At 62.6% G+C, this 14,664-nt stretch carries 15 protein-coding genes; 1 reads left to right on the forward strand and 14 read right to left on the reverse strand.

Translation table 11 applies throughout. From position 1 onward, the window contains the following. Positions 1 to 723: 723 nt before the first annotated feature. The 12 genes from J3P81_RS17380 to J3P81_RS17435 all read right to left on the reverse strand — a co-directional run bounded on the left by J3P81_RS17380 (position 724) and on the right by J3P81_RS17435 (position 12,218). A complete protein-coding gene (locus J3P81_RS17380; RefSeq protein WP_434560024.1) occupies positions 724 to 1,314 on the reverse strand; it encodes a nucleotidyltransferase family protein in 591 nt (196 codons plus the stop codon). A gap of 20 nt (positions 1,315 to 1,334) precedes the next feature. After that, a complete protein-coding gene (locus J3P81_RS17385; RefSeq protein WP_434560026.1) occupies positions 1,335 to 2,306 on the reverse strand; it encodes an XdhC family protein in 972 nt (323 codons plus the stop codon). Next, positions 2,306 to 4,621, reverse strand: coding sequence for a molybdopterin cofactor-binding domain-containing protein (locus J3P81_RS17390; protein WP_434560028.1), 2,316 nt, complete (start codon positions 4,619 to 4,621; stop codon positions 2,306 to 2,308). Before J3P81_RS17390 ends, J3P81_RS17385 begins: the two co-directional genes overlap by 1 nt. After that, complete coding sequence (locus tag J3P81_RS17395; RefSeq protein ID WP_420766995.1) at positions 4,618 to 5,088, reverse strand: (2Fe-2S)-binding protein; 471 nt, start codon at positions 5,086 to 5,088, stop codon at positions 4,618 to 4,620. The genes J3P81_RS17390 and J3P81_RS17395 overlap by 4 nt, the downstream gene beginning before the upstream one ends. 267 nt (positions 5,089 to 5,355) lie before the next feature. Continuing rightward, a complete protein-coding gene (gene murB / locus J3P81_RS17400; protein WP_434560030.1) occupies positions 5,356 to 6,375 on the reverse strand; it encodes a UDP-N-acetylmuramate dehydrogenase in 1,020 nt (339 codons plus the stop codon). Then, positions 6,372 to 6,836, reverse strand: coding sequence for a low molecular weight protein-tyrosine-phosphatase (locus J3P81_RS17405; protein ID WP_420766892.1), 465 nt, complete (start codon positions 6,834 to 6,836; stop codon positions 6,372 to 6,374). The genes murB and J3P81_RS17405 overlap by 4 nt, the downstream gene beginning before the upstream one ends. Further along, positions 6,836 to 7,600: a 3-deoxy-manno-octulosonate cytidylyltransferase gene (gene kdsB / locus J3P81_RS17410; protein ID WP_420766893.1), complete on the reverse strand. Its 765-nt coding sequence runs from the start codon at positions 7,598 to 7,600 to the stop codon at positions 6,836 to 6,838. The genes J3P81_RS17405 and kdsB overlap by 1 nt, the downstream gene beginning before the upstream one ends. Further along, complete coding sequence (locus J3P81_RS17415; RefSeq protein ID WP_003179363.1) at positions 7,597 to 7,782, reverse strand: Trm112 family protein; 186 nt, start codon at positions 7,780 to 7,782, stop codon at positions 7,597 to 7,599. The genes kdsB and J3P81_RS17415 overlap by 4 nt, the downstream gene beginning before the upstream one ends. Positions 7,783 to 7,804: 22 nt before the next feature. Then, entirely contained in the window at positions 7,805 to 8,815 is a 1,011-nt protein-coding gene (lpxK, locus tag J3P81_RS17420) for a tetraacyldisaccharide 4'-kinase (protein WP_434560032.1), read from the reverse strand. Next, on the reverse strand, positions 8,815 to 9,243 hold the full coding sequence (locus J3P81_RS17425) for an ExbD/TolR family protein (protein WP_434560034.1): 429 nt from the start codon (positions 9,241 to 9,243) through the stop codon (positions 8,815 to 8,817). The genes lpxK and J3P81_RS17425 overlap by 1 nt, the downstream gene beginning before the upstream one ends. Further along, complete coding sequence (locus tag J3P81_RS17430; RefSeq protein ID WP_420766996.1) at positions 9,240 to 9,875, reverse strand: MotA/TolQ/ExbB proton channel family protein; 636 nt, start codon at positions 9,873 to 9,875, stop codon at positions 9,240 to 9,242. The genes J3P81_RS17425 and J3P81_RS17430 overlap by 4 nt, the downstream gene beginning before the upstream one ends. A gap of 96 nt (positions 9,876 to 9,971) precedes the next feature. Next, the gene (locus J3P81_RS17435; protein WP_434560036.1) at positions 9,972 to 12,218 is read right to left on the reverse strand and encodes a DNA internalization-related competence protein ComEC/Rec2; all 2,247 of its coding nucleotides are present in this window, start codon (positions 12,216 to 12,218) and stop codon (positions 9,972 to 9,974) included. 145 nt (positions 12,219 to 12,363) lie between these two features. On the opposite strand from J3P81_RS17435, the gene J3P81_RS17440 reads away from it, so the two are divergent. Continuing rightward, positions 12,364 to 12,879, forward strand: coding sequence for a DUF2062 domain-containing protein (locus tag J3P81_RS17440; protein ID WP_420766897.1), 516 nt, complete (start codon positions 12,364 to 12,366; stop codon positions 12,877 to 12,879). Positions 12,880 to 12,936: 57 nt separating this feature from the next. On the opposite strand, the gene J3P81_RS17445 is transcribed toward J3P81_RS17440, so the two are convergent. Then, positions 12,937 to 13,716, reverse strand: a complete 780-nt coding sequence (locus J3P81_RS17445; RefSeq protein ID WP_420766898.1) for an ABC transporter permease — start codon at positions 13,714 to 13,716, stop codon at positions 12,937 to 12,939. Continuing rightward, a complete protein-coding gene (locus J3P81_RS17450) occupies positions 13,713 to 14,645 on the reverse strand; it encodes an ABC transporter ATP-binding protein (protein ID WP_420766899.1) in 933 nt (310 codons plus the stop codon). Before J3P81_RS17450 ends, J3P81_RS17445 begins: the two co-directional genes overlap by 4 nt. Between the last annotated feature and the right edge of the window lie 19 nt (positions 14,646 to 14,664).

Consider the following 14,664-nt stretch of genomic DNA (forward strand, 5'->3'; position numbering starts at 1 on the left):
CAATGTGGGAGCGAGCCTGCTCGCGATGGCGCCAGCTCAGCTTGCAACCATGGTGAATGCCAGACCGCTATCGCGAGCAGGCTCGCTCCCACAGGGGATTCGAGCCAGGCACAGGATTTATATCCACTAAGCTCCAATGTGGGAGCGGGCTTGCTCGCGATGGCGCCGGCTCAGCCTGCAACCATGGTGAATGCTAGACCGCTATCGCGAGCAAGCTCGCTCCCACAGGGGATTCGGGGCCAGGCACAGGATTTATATCCACTGAAGATCCAATGTGGGAGCGAGCCTGCTCGCGATGGCGCCGGCTCAGCTTGCAACCATGGTGGATGCCAGACCGCTATCGCGAGCAGGCTCGCTCCCACAGGGGATTCGGGCCGGCCTCAGGATTCATATCCACTGAAGATCCAATGTGGGAGCGAGCCTGCTCGCGATGGCGCCGGCTCAACTTGCACCCGTGGGGAATGCTAGACCGCTATCGCGAGCAGGCTCGCTCCCACAGGGGATTCGGGCCAGCTTCAGGATTTATACCCACTGAAGATCCAATGCGGGAGCGAGCCTGCTCGCGATGGCGCCGGCTCAGCCTGCAACCATGGTGAATGCTAGACCGCTATCGCGAGCAGGCTCGCTCCCACAGGGGATTCGAGCCAGGCGCAGGATTTCTATCCCCTAAAGCTCTCACACGGGATGTGCAGCCGATACCGGTCATGGTCCATCGTCGATGGTTTATTTGAAGGCCAGCGCATCTGGCACATCGACATCCCAGGTTACGCCAGGGTCGTCCACCGGAACCTCAAGCACTTGCGCTCCGGTAAACAGCGCCTTGGCACCAAAATCCCCGGTCAGTGCCATCAGTTTCGGCCCGAGCCCACGACCAAATCCCACCGGGTGTCCGTACTCGCCGGTGAGGACCGGCACGCTGATGCCCTCCTCGCTAATTACCGCGGCCACTTGCTCGATGCTCGACGGCAGGATGAAAGGCATATCGCCCAGCATAATCAGCCAGCCATCGGCATCCGGGCAGGCCTGGACACCCGCGGCAATGCTATCCCCCAGGCCGGGGGAGTTCAGTTCCACAATATCGCAGCCATAGGCCTGGGCCATGCGAATGGCTTGCGGCCGGTCGTTGTTCACCACCAGAACGCGCCGTTCCAAGGATGCCGGCAGGTTGACCAACACATGCTCGATTACCGATCTGACGGCGCCGTCACGCCCCGTGCAGTCGGCCAGCAACTTATCCTTGTCCGCGCCGGCTACCTGACGAAAGCGACTGCCCGATCCCGCCGCCAGGATGATCACGCCAATCGACTTTCCCATACGCCCTCCTCGTCCACGGCCTACAACGTTTTTTTCTGCCGCAGTTCCACGCCATTTTTGATGGCCACGATTTCAGCCAACAGCGACAAAGCGATCTCCGCCGGCGTGTGGCTGCCAATGTGCAGGCCGATTGGTCCATGCAAGCGTCCGATCGCCTCTGCGGACAAGCCTAGCTGAGCCAGATTATCTCGGCGCTTCTGGCTGTTGACCCGCGAGCCCAGGGCGCCGACGTAAAAGGCCTTGGAATCCAAGGCGGTGAGCAGTGCCATGTCGTCCAGGCGCGGATCATGGGTCAGGGCCACGATCGCCGTGCGTTCGTCGGTCTGGATGTCCAGAACCGCTTCGTCGGGCATGCCGGTAACGAAGCGGCCATGCTGTTCTTCCCAACCGTAGACAAACTCCTTGCGCGGATCGCAGATCAGCACCTCGAAATCCAGCAATCGGGCCATTTCCGCCACGTAACGGGACAGTTGCCCAGCGCCGATCAACAGCAACCGCCAACGTGGGCCATAAATGGCTCGCAGCAGCTGCCCGTCGAACACCAGGGCGTCGGTTTTGCTCGCCGGCGCCAGAGTCACATTGCCACTGGCGATCGTCAGCTCCCGGGCGACGATTTCATGGGCCTCGCATCGCTCAAGCAATTCGGCGACCCAGGCAGGATCGCCGACCCGCTCTTCGGTCAGGCACAACGTACCGCCACACGGCAGGCCGAAGCGCGCTGCCTCTTCGCGGGTGACGCCGTAGGTGATGAGTTGCACCGGCGGACCGTCCTCGGGAATACGGCCGTCGTGCAGCCGGGCGATCAGGTCATCCTCGACACAACCGCCCGATACCGAACCGATCACCACGCCGTCCTCGCGCAGGGCCAACATGGCCCCCGGAGGTCTGGGCGCGGTGCCCCAGGTCTGAACCACGGTGAACAATACCACCCGCTGCCCAGCGCGGCGCCATTCCAGGACGCTGCGCAATACGTTCAGGTCAACGCTGTCCATCAGGCTTTGGCCTGTTGCCAGCCTTGCAGCTGATAACGCACGGGCAGATTGCGGATACGCTTGCCAGTGGCAGCGAAGATCGCGTTGCACAAGGCCGGCGCAATGGGCGGCACGCCCGGTTCGCCAACACCGCCCAACGGCACCTCGCCCGGCGGAGTGACCAGATGCACCGCCACTTCCTTGGGCGCCAGGGACATTCGCGCCACTTCGTACATATGGAAATTGTCCTGCTGCACCTTGCCACCCTTGAAGCTGATCTCGCCTACCATCGCATTGCCCAGCCCCATGACGCAGGCACCTTCGAACTGCGAGCGGATGCGCTCAGGGTTGATCTGCGGACCGCAGTCCACGGCGATGTCCGCCTTGTGCACGATCACCGTGCCGTCGTCTTTGACCTCGACTTCGATCGCCGCTGCCACATAAGTGACGAAGCTGTAGTGCACCGCCAATCCCAATCCCCGCCCCTTGGGTAGCTCACGTCCCCAACCGGCGGCCTTCGCGGCGGTTTCCAGCACGGTACGGATCCGCGCCGTGTCGATGGGATAACGCTCGGGGGATTCGCCGTAGTTCCAACCGTCATTCAGGGAATTCGGATCGATCTTGCGGTCCGGGCCCAGCAACTTGAGGTGGTATTTCAGCGGATCCTGGCCGGCCTTGTGGGCCAGTTCGTCGATGAAACTCTGGATCGCGAAGCCATGGGGAATGTTCGAGACCGAGCGATACCAGCCAACCCGGGTATGGGCCACCGCCTCGGGGTTTTCCAGGCGCATGTTGGGAATGGCGTAGGCCATGTTCGTCACGCCCATGCCCACTTCGAATGGTGCTTCATGGGTCATGCCGGGCGCGAACAGCGCGGTGATGGTCGGGGCCACGGTGCGGTGCAGCCAAGCGGAGGGCATGCCGTTCTTGTCCAGGCCGGCCTTCAGGTATTCAGCCGATACCGTATGGAAATACGAGTGATGGATATCGTCCTCGCGGGTCCATTGCACCCGTACGGCCTGGCCGGGAAATTCCTTGGCGAGGACAGCCGCTTCGACGACGAAGTCGGGTTTTGACTTGCGTCCGAAACCGCCGCCCAGCAGCGTGATGTTCACCGTGACCTTTTCGAAAGGAATGCCCAGGCGCTCGGCCACGCGTTCACGGGTCACCTGCGGTGCCTGGCTGGGTGCCCAGGCCTCGCATTGATCGTCCTTGAACCGGGCGACGGCCACCATCGGTTCCATGGGCGACTGGGACAGGTGCGGCAGGTAATACGACGCGTCAAGAGTTGAATCAGCCTGGGTCAGCGCACCGTCGAGATCGCCGGTGCTGCGCAGGACTTTTCCGGGCTTGAGGGCGGCCGCTTCCAGTTCCTTGCGGTAGGCAATGGAGTCATAACCAGCGTTCGGGCCATCGTCCCACTGGATCTTCAGTGCATCGCGGCCCTTGATAGCCGCCCAAGTGTTCTTCGCCACCACGGCGACGCCGCCCAGGGGTTGGAACTCGGAAGGCAACGGGCGCCCTTCGATCTGCAGCACTTTGACCACACCAGGTACTTTCAGCGCTGCGCTGCTATCCACGGACTTGACCTTGCCGCCATAGACCGGCGGACGGGCCACGACGGCGTAGAGCATTCCGTCGAAATGCACATCGGCGCCAAAGACCGCACGACCGTTGACGATGTCTGCGCCATCGATGGCGCGGCTCGCTTGCTTGCCGATGTAGCGGAACTCCGAGGGCTGCTTGAGGCGTAGGCTGTCGCGAGCCGGTACCGGCAAGGCACTGGCGGCGGCAGCCAGCTCGCCATAACCCAACTCGCGCCCTGAAGGTTGATGCACCACTTTGTGCAGCTGTGCACGGCATTCTTGCGCCGGCACCTTCCACTGCGCAGCGGCGGCGAGTTCGAGCATGGTCCGGGCCGCGGCACCGCAACGACGCATCGGCTCGTACCAGTGACGCATGCTGCGTGAACCGTCGGTGTCCTGGTTGCCGAAACGCGCCTCGTCCGCCGGCGCCTGCCGGACCTTGACGAGCGCCCAGTCGGCATCCAGTTCGTCGGCCACTACCATGCTCAGGCTGGTACGCACGCCCTGGCCCATTTCCGAACGGTTGCAGATCACTGTCACGCTGCCGTCGGCGGCGATACTGACGTACACCTTCGGATCATCGACCGCGCCATGGGGCATGCCCTCGGCGCCGAACTTCTTCTCTTCGGCAAAGGCATCCGGCAGGCCCCAAGTGGCGGCCAGGACCAGCACGCCGGTGGCGCTGGCGCCCTTGAGAAATCCACGACGGCTGAGGTTGCTCAGCGCGAAATCAGCGGGCAAGCGGCTCATGCCTTGGCCTCCTTCAAGTGAGTGGAAGCCTGGCGGATCGCGGTCTTGATCCGGTTATACGTACCGCAGCGGCAGATGTTGCCAGCCATGGCTTCTTCGATCTGCTCGTCGCTGGGGTTGGGGTTGGTCTTGAGCAACGCGGTGGCGGACATGATTTGCCCGCCCTGGCAATAGCCGCATTGGGCGACGGCGGTATCCAGCCAGGCCTTCTGCACGACCTGCCCGACCGGATCGACGTGAAGCGCGTCGATGGTGCTGATGTTCTGGCCCTTCACTGAGCCGATCGGCGTGATGCAACTGCGCGCCGGGGCGCCGTCGATGTGGATGGTGCAGGCGCCGCACAGGCCCATGCCGCAGCCGAACTTGGTGCCGTTATAGCCGGCCACGTCTCGGATCGCCCATAACAGAGGCATGTCCTCGGTCACATCCAGTGAGTGATCTTTTCCATTGAGTTTCAGGGTAATCATGGGCACGCCCGCATCGTTATCGAGTTATGAGGGTCGAGCCATCTGCCGTTGGGTAATCGGTTCGGTATCGCAGATTGGCTCAGGCTAATCGGGCTCTTCGTTGCGCATACGCAAGCAAGCGTCTGCACCGGGCCTTGGGACGCGAATGCTCGCATCATCAGCCAGTTAAATTAACCCAGGAACACGCAAAACGCCCTGCACAATCCTGCACAAATCACATTGTGCGGGCGGTGCAGGGCGTTTTTCCTGACGCGATTGCGAGGGCTATCAATACCGATTAGGTTCCATTTCCAGCTCGACCTGGAAACGCTCGGCGATGTCTTTCTGAATCCGTCGAGCCAGATCCAGCAGCTCCAGCCCCGTGGCATTGCCATAGTTGACCAACACCAGCGCCTGCAACTTATGCACTCCGGCGTCGCCTTCGCGGAACCCTTTCCAACCGGCCCGCTCGATCAGCCAGCCGGCGGCGATTTTCATCTGCCCACCAGCCTGTGGATAAGCCACCAGGTCGGGGTATTGCGCCTTGAGATGCGCCACGTGAGCGGCCGGCACCAATGGATTCTTGAAAAAACTCCCGGCGTTGCCGAGTACGGCGGGGTCTGGGAGTTTCTCGCTGCGGATGCTGCAGATCGCCCGGCTGACATCGGCAGGCGTCGCCTGGTCGATGCCTTGTTCGGTCAAGCGCTGGCGCACCGGGCCGTATTCCAGGTGCAAATGCGCGATACGGCTGAGGGCAAAGCGCACCCGCAGGATCAACCAGCGGTCCGGCTGCTGCTTGAACAGGCTGTCGCGGTAGGCGAAGGCGCATTCGTCGACGGTGAAATCGCGCAGCTCGCCGGTGTAGCGATCCAACGCGGTGAGGCCGGCGAAAACATCCTTTATTTCCACACCGTAGGCACCGATGTTCTGCATCGGCGCAGCCCCCACCGTACCGGGAATCAGGCTGAGGTTTTCCAGGCCCGACCAACCTTGCGCCAGCGTGTGCTGGACAAACGGATGCCACGGCTCCCCGGCCTCGGCCTCGATCACCACCCGCTCGCCGTCATCGACGAGCAAGCGAATCCCCCGGCTGGCCATGCGTAACACGAGCGCGTTGATGTCGCCGGTCAGCAACAGGTTGCTGCCGCCGCCAATGACCAGCAGCGGCACGTCGTGGCCGGCGGCATAGGCCAAGGCTTCCCGAACATCCGTATCGCTGTGGGCTTCGGCGAACAGCCGGGCGCCGACATCCACACCGAAGCTGTTGTACGGCTTGAGGCTGACGCCCGTCTGGACTTGCAAGGTCATAACCGCCCCTTCAATTCGATCACCAGACGATCCGTGGCGCGCTCGATCAGATCCAGCACCTGCTCGAAACCTTGCTCACCGTCGTAGTAAGGGTCAGGCACGTCATCGAGTTCGGCTTCGTAGCGACGCAGGAAAAGGTCCAGCTCTGCTCGGGCATTGGCCGGTTGCAACACCTTGAGGTTGCGCAGGTTGCTGCTGTCCATCGCCAGGATCAGGTCATAGGTGGCGAAATCGGCGCGGGTCACCTGCCGGGCTCGCTGGGCCGATAAATCGTAGCCGCGACGCAGGGCCGCGGCCATGCTGCGTTTGTCCGGCGCTTTACCGACATGCCAGTCGCCGGTGCCGGCGGAAGCGACTTCCACCTGCTCTTGCAGCCCGGCTTCGCGCAATTTGTGGCGCAAGATACCTTCGGCTGTGGGCGACCGGCAGATATTGCCAAGACAGACGAACAGAACCCGCATCAAGCCTCCAGCAGGCGACGAACGCGCTCAAGGTCTTCGGGGGTATCCACCCCGGTCGGAGGCGCGATCAAGGCATCGGCGACGTGGATCCGCACGCCATGCCACAATGCGCGCAGTTGCTCCAGGGCCTCAGTATTTTCCAGCCAGCACGGCCCCCAGGCGACGAAGTCCTGGAGGAAACCGGCGCGGTAGGCATAGATGCCGATATGGCGGCGGTACGGCACGCCGTCGGGCAGCACGTCGCGGCTCTGCGCGAAGGCCTCCCGGGCCCAGGGCAAGGTGGCGCGACTGAACGTGAGCGCGAGGCCGTTGAGGTCGCTGACCACTTTGACCACATTGGGGTTGAACAGCGTCGGCACGTCCTCGATCGGCTCGGCCAGGGTGGCCATGCGCGCCTCGGGATGGGCCGCCAGGTTCGCGGCCACCTGGTCGATGACACTTGGCGGTATCAATGGCTCGTCGCCCTGCACGTTGACGACGATGGCATCGGGCGCCAGCCCGAGCTTCGCGGCCACTTCCGCCAGGCGATCAGTACCAGAGTTGTGGTCCTCGCGCGTCATCACCACCTCGGCGCCAAAGCCCTCGCACGCCTCAACGATGCGCGCATCGTCCGTCGCGACCACTACGCGTTGGGCGCTGCTCTTGCTGGCCTGTTCCCAGACATGCTGGATCATCGGCTTGCCGGCGATCAACAACAACGGCTTGCCAGGCAGGCGCGTCGAGGCGAAGCGCGACGGAATGACGACGGTAAAGGCTGTGGTCATTTATCCAGGCGCTCATCGGTGGTCAGGGTGCGGGCTTCGCTCTCGAGCATCACCGGGATGCCGTCGCGAATCGGATAGGCCAGGCCGGCGCCCTTGCTGATCAGCTCGGTCTTGTCGGCGCTGAGCTTGAGCGGGCCTTTGCAGACCGGGCAAGCCAGGATATCGAGCAGTTTGGTGTCCATGAAAAATCCCCTGGAAAAACGTTTAAGGCAAGAGCCGATCCGGCAACAGGCGCATCAGCTGCGTATCGAACCAGGCCGCGAAGGCCGGCGAAGGTGCTGCGTCCACCGCCAGGTACCACCAGTCGGGCGCGGCGAAGGCACGGCACTTGACCGCGTCCTTTTCCGTCATGACCACCGGCAGGGACGGCGTAAAATTCAACGCCTGGGCACTGTATTCGGCATGATCGGCAAACCCGTGCGGTATTGGCCGCCAGTGTAGCGTTTCAAGGGTCGTGAAGAAACGCTGCGGATTGCCGATGCCGGCCACGGCGTGCAGGGCCTGGCCGGGTGGAAAATGATCGAGGGGGCGCCGTTCGCCGCTGGCCAGGTTGACCAGCAGGGTGGGTTGGAGCTGGAAGGCGAAGCCGTCCTCGCGATCAGCGCTGGCGCCGTTGAACAGTACGGCGTCGACCGATTGCAGGCGCTCGGCCGGCTCGCGCAGCGGACCGGCAGGCAGGCAACGCCGGTTGCCCAGGCCCCGGGCATTGTCGATCAATACCAGTTCAAGGTCCCGCGCCAGGCGATAATGCTGCATGCCATCGTCGGACAGGATCAGATCCAGCGGCTCGCTTTCCAGCAAAGCCCGGACAGCGCGGCTGCGATCGGGATCGATCATCAATGGCACGCCGGTGCGCTGGACGATCAGCAGCGGCTCGTCGCCCGCGATGTCGGCGCCCTGGTCCGCCGCGACCCGCCAGGGCAATTGCGGCGGCTTGGCGCCGTAGCCCCGGCTGACTACGCCGACCCGCAGGCCACTGCGCCGGCAATGTTCGATCATCCACAGAATCAGCGGCGTCTTGCCAGTGCCGCCAACGGTGATATTACCAACCACGATCAGCGGCACGGGCGGCTGGTAAACCTCACCCTCGCCTGCCAGGAAACGCTCGCGTTTGCCGACCACGACGCGTCGGTACAGCCATTCAAATGGCCGCAGTAGCGCGAGGGCGGGATGCCCTTCATACCAGGCGGCAAGCAATCGATCGGACATGGCCATCAGGGTGCGGGCGCCGCCTCGACGGTGGTCATGCGCAGATGGCTGAAGCCGAGCTTGCCGGCGGCGTCCATGGCGGTGATGACCGATTGATGAGGCGTCTTGCCGTCGGCGCTGATGGAGAGCGGCAGGCTCGTATCGCCGCCGGACTCCTTCTGCAGGGCCTCGATCAGGCTCGCCAGGTCACTTTTGGGCAACAGATTGTTGTTGACCGAGAACGTCCCTTCGGCGCTGATGGTGACCTCCAGGTTCTTCAGTTGCTGGTCTTCGGCCGGCGAGCCACTGACGGCCTGCGGCAATTCGACCTTGAGCTGGGTCTCCCGGGTAAACGTGGTGGTCACGACGAAAAACAGCAGCAGGATGAATACCACGTCGATCAGCGACGCGAGATTGATCTCGATGTTTTCCCGTGGTTTGCGGCGGAATTTCACTTCTTGCCCCCGGCCAGGTCCACATCGCGGTCGCCCTGCACCACCTCGACCAACTTGATAGCTTCCTGCTCCATGCCCACCACCAACTCATCGACGCGACGTTGCAGAAAACGATGGAAGAATACCGAGGGGATTCCCACCATCAAACCGGCTGCGGTGGTGATCAACGCCTTGGAAATGCCACCGGCCAGCACCGATGCATTGGTGGTCATGCCGGTCCCGGTAAACGCACTGAAAATATCGATCATGCCCAGCACCGTGCCCAGCAATCCCAGCAACGGGGCCATGGCGGCAATGGTTCCCAAGGCATTGAGGTAGCGCTCCAGCTCATGGATGACCCGGGCAGCCGCCTCTTCGATGCACTCCTTCATGATCTCGCGGCCATGCTTGGAGTTCGCCAGGCCCGCCGCAAGGATTTCGCCCAGCGGCGAACTGGCACGCAACTCCTTGAGCTTGTCCTTGTTCAGCTGCTTGTCCTTGATCCAGACCCAGACCTGCCCGAGCAGATGCTCCGGGGTCACGCGGCTGACCCGCAGGGTCCACAGGCGTTCGGCAACGATTCCCAATGCCGCGATGGAACTCAGGATGATCGGCAACATCATCCAGCCGCCGGATTTGACCAATTCCCACACAGTGACTGCCCCCTCGAAAAAGTGCGCCACTTTATCATACAGACGCGCGGTGCAGACCCGTGCCGCCGACAACACGACCATGACTGACGAGCTGGGTCAATGTTCTGTCCAAGCCCCCGCGGCCAGCCGGTCACGCCAGTAACGCCGAACATCTGCCTGGGTGCGCGCCGGCGCGAAGGCGCCCAGTTGCAGACGAATGGCGCCCTGCTCGGCGCTGTCGAAAATCGACAGGCCCAACCTCCTGTATCGCTCGATCACCCAGGGGTGCGGATGGCCGAACGCGTTGCTCCGCCCCCTGGATATCAACACCGAATGAGGTTTGAGCCGCGCCAGCAGCGCCATCGACGATGAGCTGCGGCTGCCATGGTGCGGTGCCGCCAGCCATTGGATCGGTCCCGCCAAGGGACCTTCGAGCAAGGCGCGCTCGGCGTGGGTATCGATGTCGCCGGTCAACAGCAGTCGCTCCTCGCCCGCCATGACCAGCAAGACACAGGATTTCTGATTGCTTTCGACAGCTGAATCCCAGCGCCAGAGCTCGAACCTGACCCCGTCCCATGCCCAGCTCTCGCCGCTATCGCATGAACCCGCCTGCAAATCCCCGGGCAGCGCTTGCGGATCACCGCTGATGACCCGAGTCGGTGGCAATCGGTTGCGCACGGCCTGGGCTCCGCCGGCGTGATCGGCATCGGCGTGGCTAAGCAACAGAATGTCGATCTTTTCCACACCAAGCTTATGCAAGGTCGGCACGACCACGCGCTCGCCTGAATCCGCCTCGCCAAAGCGCGGCCCTGCGTCGTAGAGCAAGGTATGCCGATGGGTGCGCACCAGGATCGCCAACCCCTGGCCGACGTCCAATTGCCAGACTTCCGCTTGGCCCGGAGGCACTTCGTCCCTGGGAGGAAAAACCATCAGCAACAACATCGGCCATCCGAGGAGGCGTAGGGGCACGCCCTCGGGCAGCAACAACAGCAGAGCACCGGTCGCTGCAATGCACCACGCCCACAGCGGTATGGCGAGAGGCACCCAGGCCGGCACCTGCCCGGCAGCCAAGCCGAGCCCATTGAACAGCAGATCGAGCAGCCCGCCGGCGATCCAGAGCAGGCTTTCGCCGACGAAGGGGATCGGCAGCAACGCCGTGCCAAGCAGTGCCGAGGGCAACACCAACAGGCTGATCCAGGGCACCGCCAGCAGGTTGATCAAAGGACCGCTGAGGCTGACCGGCAGTCCCAGGATCAATAACAGCGGGCACAGCCCCAGGGCAATGAACCACTGGGCGCGGGTCCACGTCTGCCACCAGCGCCACGGCCCCAGGCGACCGCCAACAGTGAACATCAATATCGCCACCGCAGCGAACGACAACCAGAAGCCTGGCCGCAGGCTGGCCAGCGGATCCAGCACCAGCACCCCGACGAACGCCGCCATCCAGGCCCACCAGGGTTGAGCCTGGCGGAAACGCAAGCGCCACAACAGCACCAGGCCAATCATTGCGCAGGCCCGTCGCACCGGCACATCGAACCCGGCGAGCAGGCCGTACCCCAGGGCCGCGGCAAATGCCAGGGCGCACGCCCAGGGCAACCACGGCAAACGCGCCGGCCAGACGCCATAACGCGCCGCCCCCGCCACCAGCAGATAGACCAGGCCGGCAAGCAGGCCGATATGCTGCCCGGAAATCACCAGCAGATGGACGGTGCCGGTGTCTTGCAGCACCCGCCATTCTTCGCGGCTCAACCCGGCGCCGTCACCGAGGATCAACGCCAGCAGCGCACCGGAACGGCCCTGGGCATCGACCTTTGCCAGTGCCTGGCGCACCCCATCGCGCCAGGCGCCTTTGGCCGGTTGTAGCAGCGAACCATCCTTGACGGTGCCGGTCGCACCGATCCCCCTGCTCAACAGCCAGGCCTCATAGTCGAAGCCATGGGGATTGAGCAACCCCGCGGGTCGCTTGAGTTTCACCGCCAGGCGCCACGTCTCTCCACTATTGACCAGCGGCCCGCCATACCAGGCCAGGCGCATCGACGCCGGCAAACGCGTACGCCGGGAATGCGCATCGGCGAGCTCGAAACGCACGACGCCATCACCCTGTTGCGGCAAACCGACGACCCGCCCCTCGACCCAGCGAGTCTCACCCTCCAGCGCGACGGACAACCGATCGTCCAATGCGAGCTGTGCGCAAAAACAGGCCCAGGCCAGCCCGATGAAGAACAAGCCTGCCCAGTACGTACGCGTCGGCAACACCAACAACGCCGCCACAGTCATGGCTGCAATCAACCAGGACGGCGGCAAGGCCGGTAGAAAAATCGGGGCCAGCAGCCCCAGTGCAAGCGCGACCATTGCCGTGCGCATAAGCCCATCCTTGAGAGTTCCCTCTCCAGGCTTAGACGTTCAATGGCACCCTGCGCGTTATCAATTGTCACAAAGTCTGAATCTGTCAGTCGTAGAATCCGGACATACTTGCGGCCTGACTGCTGTGATCCGACCGAGAAGCCTTATGCCCCGGCGCCTATTCAAACGTTACATGCCTGACCCAGCGAGCATTCGGGAACACAAATCCTTACGCTTTCTCGGTACGCTGCTGCACGACCCCAACCTTTGGCACCTCAATCGCCATTCGGTCGCCCGGGCGATGGCCGTCGGCCTGTTCGCCGCTTTCTTGCCTATTCCCCTGCAAATGCTGCTGGCCGCGGCGCTGGCCATCACGGTTCGCGGCAACATTCCGATTGCCGTGAGCCTGGTCTGGCTGACCAACCCCATCACCATGCCGGCGGTGTTCTTCTGCACTTATCAAACCGGCGCCTGGCTGATGGATGTGCCAGCCCGGACGTTGCCGGACGAATTGACCTGGGAGTGGATCACCCACCAGCTGGCGACGTTGTGGCAGCCGTTTCTGTTGGGTTCGGTGGTGACTGGGTTGGTGCTTGGGGCGCTGGCATACTTCGTGACGATGGCGTACTGGCGCTGGTGGGTTACCAGACAATGGAGGCGGCGCAAGCGGAGTCGGATGTGATGATTTTGGGGTGTGTGTATTCACGCACCCCAAAAAAACGAAGAACCCAAGACAATCTCAGGTACGCATTCCCCGCCCACTCACCAGCAACCGCGCGCACCCCACGTAAAGCACCACGGTCGCCACCAGCATGAAGGTGATCGCGATACTGATGCGAATGTCCGACACCCCAAGGATCCCGTAGCGAAACGCGTTGACCATATGCAACACCGGGTTGGCCAGCGATACGGTCTGCCAGAACGGGGGCAGCAAGGAGATCGAATAGAACACTCCACCCAGGTAGGTCAGCGGCGTCAGTACGAAGGTCGGGATGATGGAGATGTCGTCGAAGTTGCGCGCAAACACGGCATTGATGAAACCCAGCAGCGAAAAGATCGTAGCCGTCAGCACCACCACCAGGATCGTCACGCCCAGGTGATGCACCTGCAGGTCGGTGAAGAACAGCGACAGCAGGGTCACGATCAGGCCAACCGCCAATCCTCGCAACACACCGCCCAAGGCAAACCCGATCAGGATCGTATGGGGCGAAACCGGTGAGACCATCAGTTCTTCGATCGAACGCTGGAATTTGCTGCCGAAGAAACTCGACACGACGTTGCCGTAGGAGTTGGTGATCACCGACATCATGATCAGCCCCGGCACGATGTAGTCCATGTACGTAAAGCCGCCCATGTCGCCGATCTGCCGGCCGATCAGGTTACCGAAGATCACAAAGTACAAAACCATCGTGATGGCCGGGGGCAGCAAGGTCTGCGGCCAGATCCGCATGAAGCGTCGGACTTCGCGATAAACGATCGTATTGAGGGCGATCAGGTTGGGGCGCAGTTCCGAACTCATACCGCCACCTTCGCCAGGTTTTTTTCCACCAGGGACACGAACAACTCCTCAAGGCGATTGGTCTTGTTGCGCAGGCTCAGCACTTCGATGTTTTGCAGGGCCAGCTGGGTGAACAGCCCGGTAATGCCGACGGATTTGTCGACCTGGACTTCCAGGGTGTGGCCGTCCAGCAGCCGGGCCGGATAGCCTACGAGCTGAGGGGTGACGCTCAAGTCATGCTTGAGATCCAGCAAAAAGGTTTCCACGTGCAATTGGCTCAGCAACTGCCGCATGCTGGTGTTCTCGACGATGGTGCCGTGGTCGATGATGCCGATATTGCGGCACAGCTGCTCGGCTTCTTCCAGATAATGCGTCGTGAGGATAATGGTGATGCCTTTCTGGTTCAGCTCGGTCAGGAAGGTCCACATCGAACGGCGCAGCTCGATGTCCACGCCCGCGGTCGGTTCATCGAGGATCAGCAGGCGCGGTTCATGCACCAGCGCGCGCGCAATCATCAAACGTCGCTTCATGCCACCGGACAACGAACGGGACGGCACGTCGCGCTTGTCCCACAAGCCCAGTTGGGTCAGGTACTGTTCGGCGCGCTCGTTGGCAATCTTCGGTGGGATGCCGTAGTAGCCGGCCTGGGTCACGACGATGTCGAAGGTCTTTTCGAACTGGTTGAAATTGAATTCCTGAGGCACCACGCCGATGCAGCGCTTGAGCGCGGCGGGCGCGCGGTCCAGATCGTGGCCGAAGACATTGACCGTGCCGCCGGTCTTGTTCACCAGAGTGGAAAGAATGCCGATGGTCGTGGATTTGCCTGCCCCGTTCGGGCCAAGCAAGGCGAAGAAATCACCTTCGGCGACGTCCAGATCGATACCACTCAGGGCCTGGAAACCGTTGCCGTAGGTTTTGGTTAACTGCCGTATGGACAGAGCGGAACTCATATCGGATTACGCACCAAGA

This window comes from Pseudomonas sp. R1-6, from assembly GCF_051132115.1.
In the GTDB taxonomy this organism is placed as follows: domain Bacteria; phylum Pseudomonadota; class Gammaproteobacteria; order Pseudomonadales; family Pseudomonadaceae; genus Aquipseudomonas.

Coding starts and splice junctions, on each gene's coding strand:
- J3P81_RS17380 (WP_434560024.1), bottom strand. CDS start 1,314: ATGGGAAAGTCGATTGGCGTGATCATCCTGGCGGCGGGATCGGGCAGT.
- J3P81_RS17385 (WP_434560026.1), bottom strand. CDS start 2,306: ATGGACAGCGTTGACCTGAACGTATTGCGCAGCGTCCTGGAATGGCGC.
- J3P81_RS17390 (WP_434560028.1), bottom strand. CDS start 4,621: ATGAGCCGCTTGCCCGCTGATTTCGCGCTGAGCAACCTCAGCCGTCGT.
- J3P81_RS17395 (WP_420766995.1), bottom strand. CDS start 5,088: ATGATTACCCTGAAACTCAATGGAAAAGATCACTCACTGGATGTGACC.
- murB (WP_434560030.1), bottom strand. CDS start 6,375: ATGACCTTGCAAGTCCAGACGGGCGTCAGCCTCAAGCCGTACAACAGC.
- J3P81_RS17405 (WP_420766892.1), bottom strand. CDS start 6,836: ATGCGGGTTCTGTTCGTCTGTCTTGGCAATATCTGCCGGTCGCCCACA.
- kdsB (WP_420766893.1), bottom strand. CDS start 7,600: ATGACCACAGCCTTTACCGTCGTCATTCCGTCGCGCTTCGCCTCGACG.
- J3P81_RS17415 (WP_003179363.1), bottom strand. CDS start 7,782: ATGGACACCAAACTGCTCGATATCCTGGCTTGCCCGGTCTGCAAAGGC.
- lpxK (WP_434560032.1), bottom strand. CDS start 8,815: ATGGCCATGTCCGATCGATTGCTTGCCGCCTGGTATGAAGGGCATCCC.
- J3P81_RS17435 (WP_434560036.1), bottom strand. CDS start 12,218: ATGCGCACGGCAATGGTCGCGCTTGCACTGGGGCTGCTGGCCCCGATT.
- J3P81_RS17440 (WP_420766897.1), top strand. CDS start 12,364: ATGCCCCGGCGCCTATTCAAACGTTACATGCCTGACCCAGCGAGCATT.
- J3P81_RS17445 (WP_420766898.1), bottom strand. CDS start 13,716: ATGAGTTCGGAACTGCGCCCCAACCTGATCGCCCTCAATACGATCGTT.
- J3P81_RS17450 (WP_420766899.1), bottom strand. CDS start 14,645: ATGAGTTCCGCTCTGTCCATACGGCAGTTAACCAAAACCTACGGCAAC.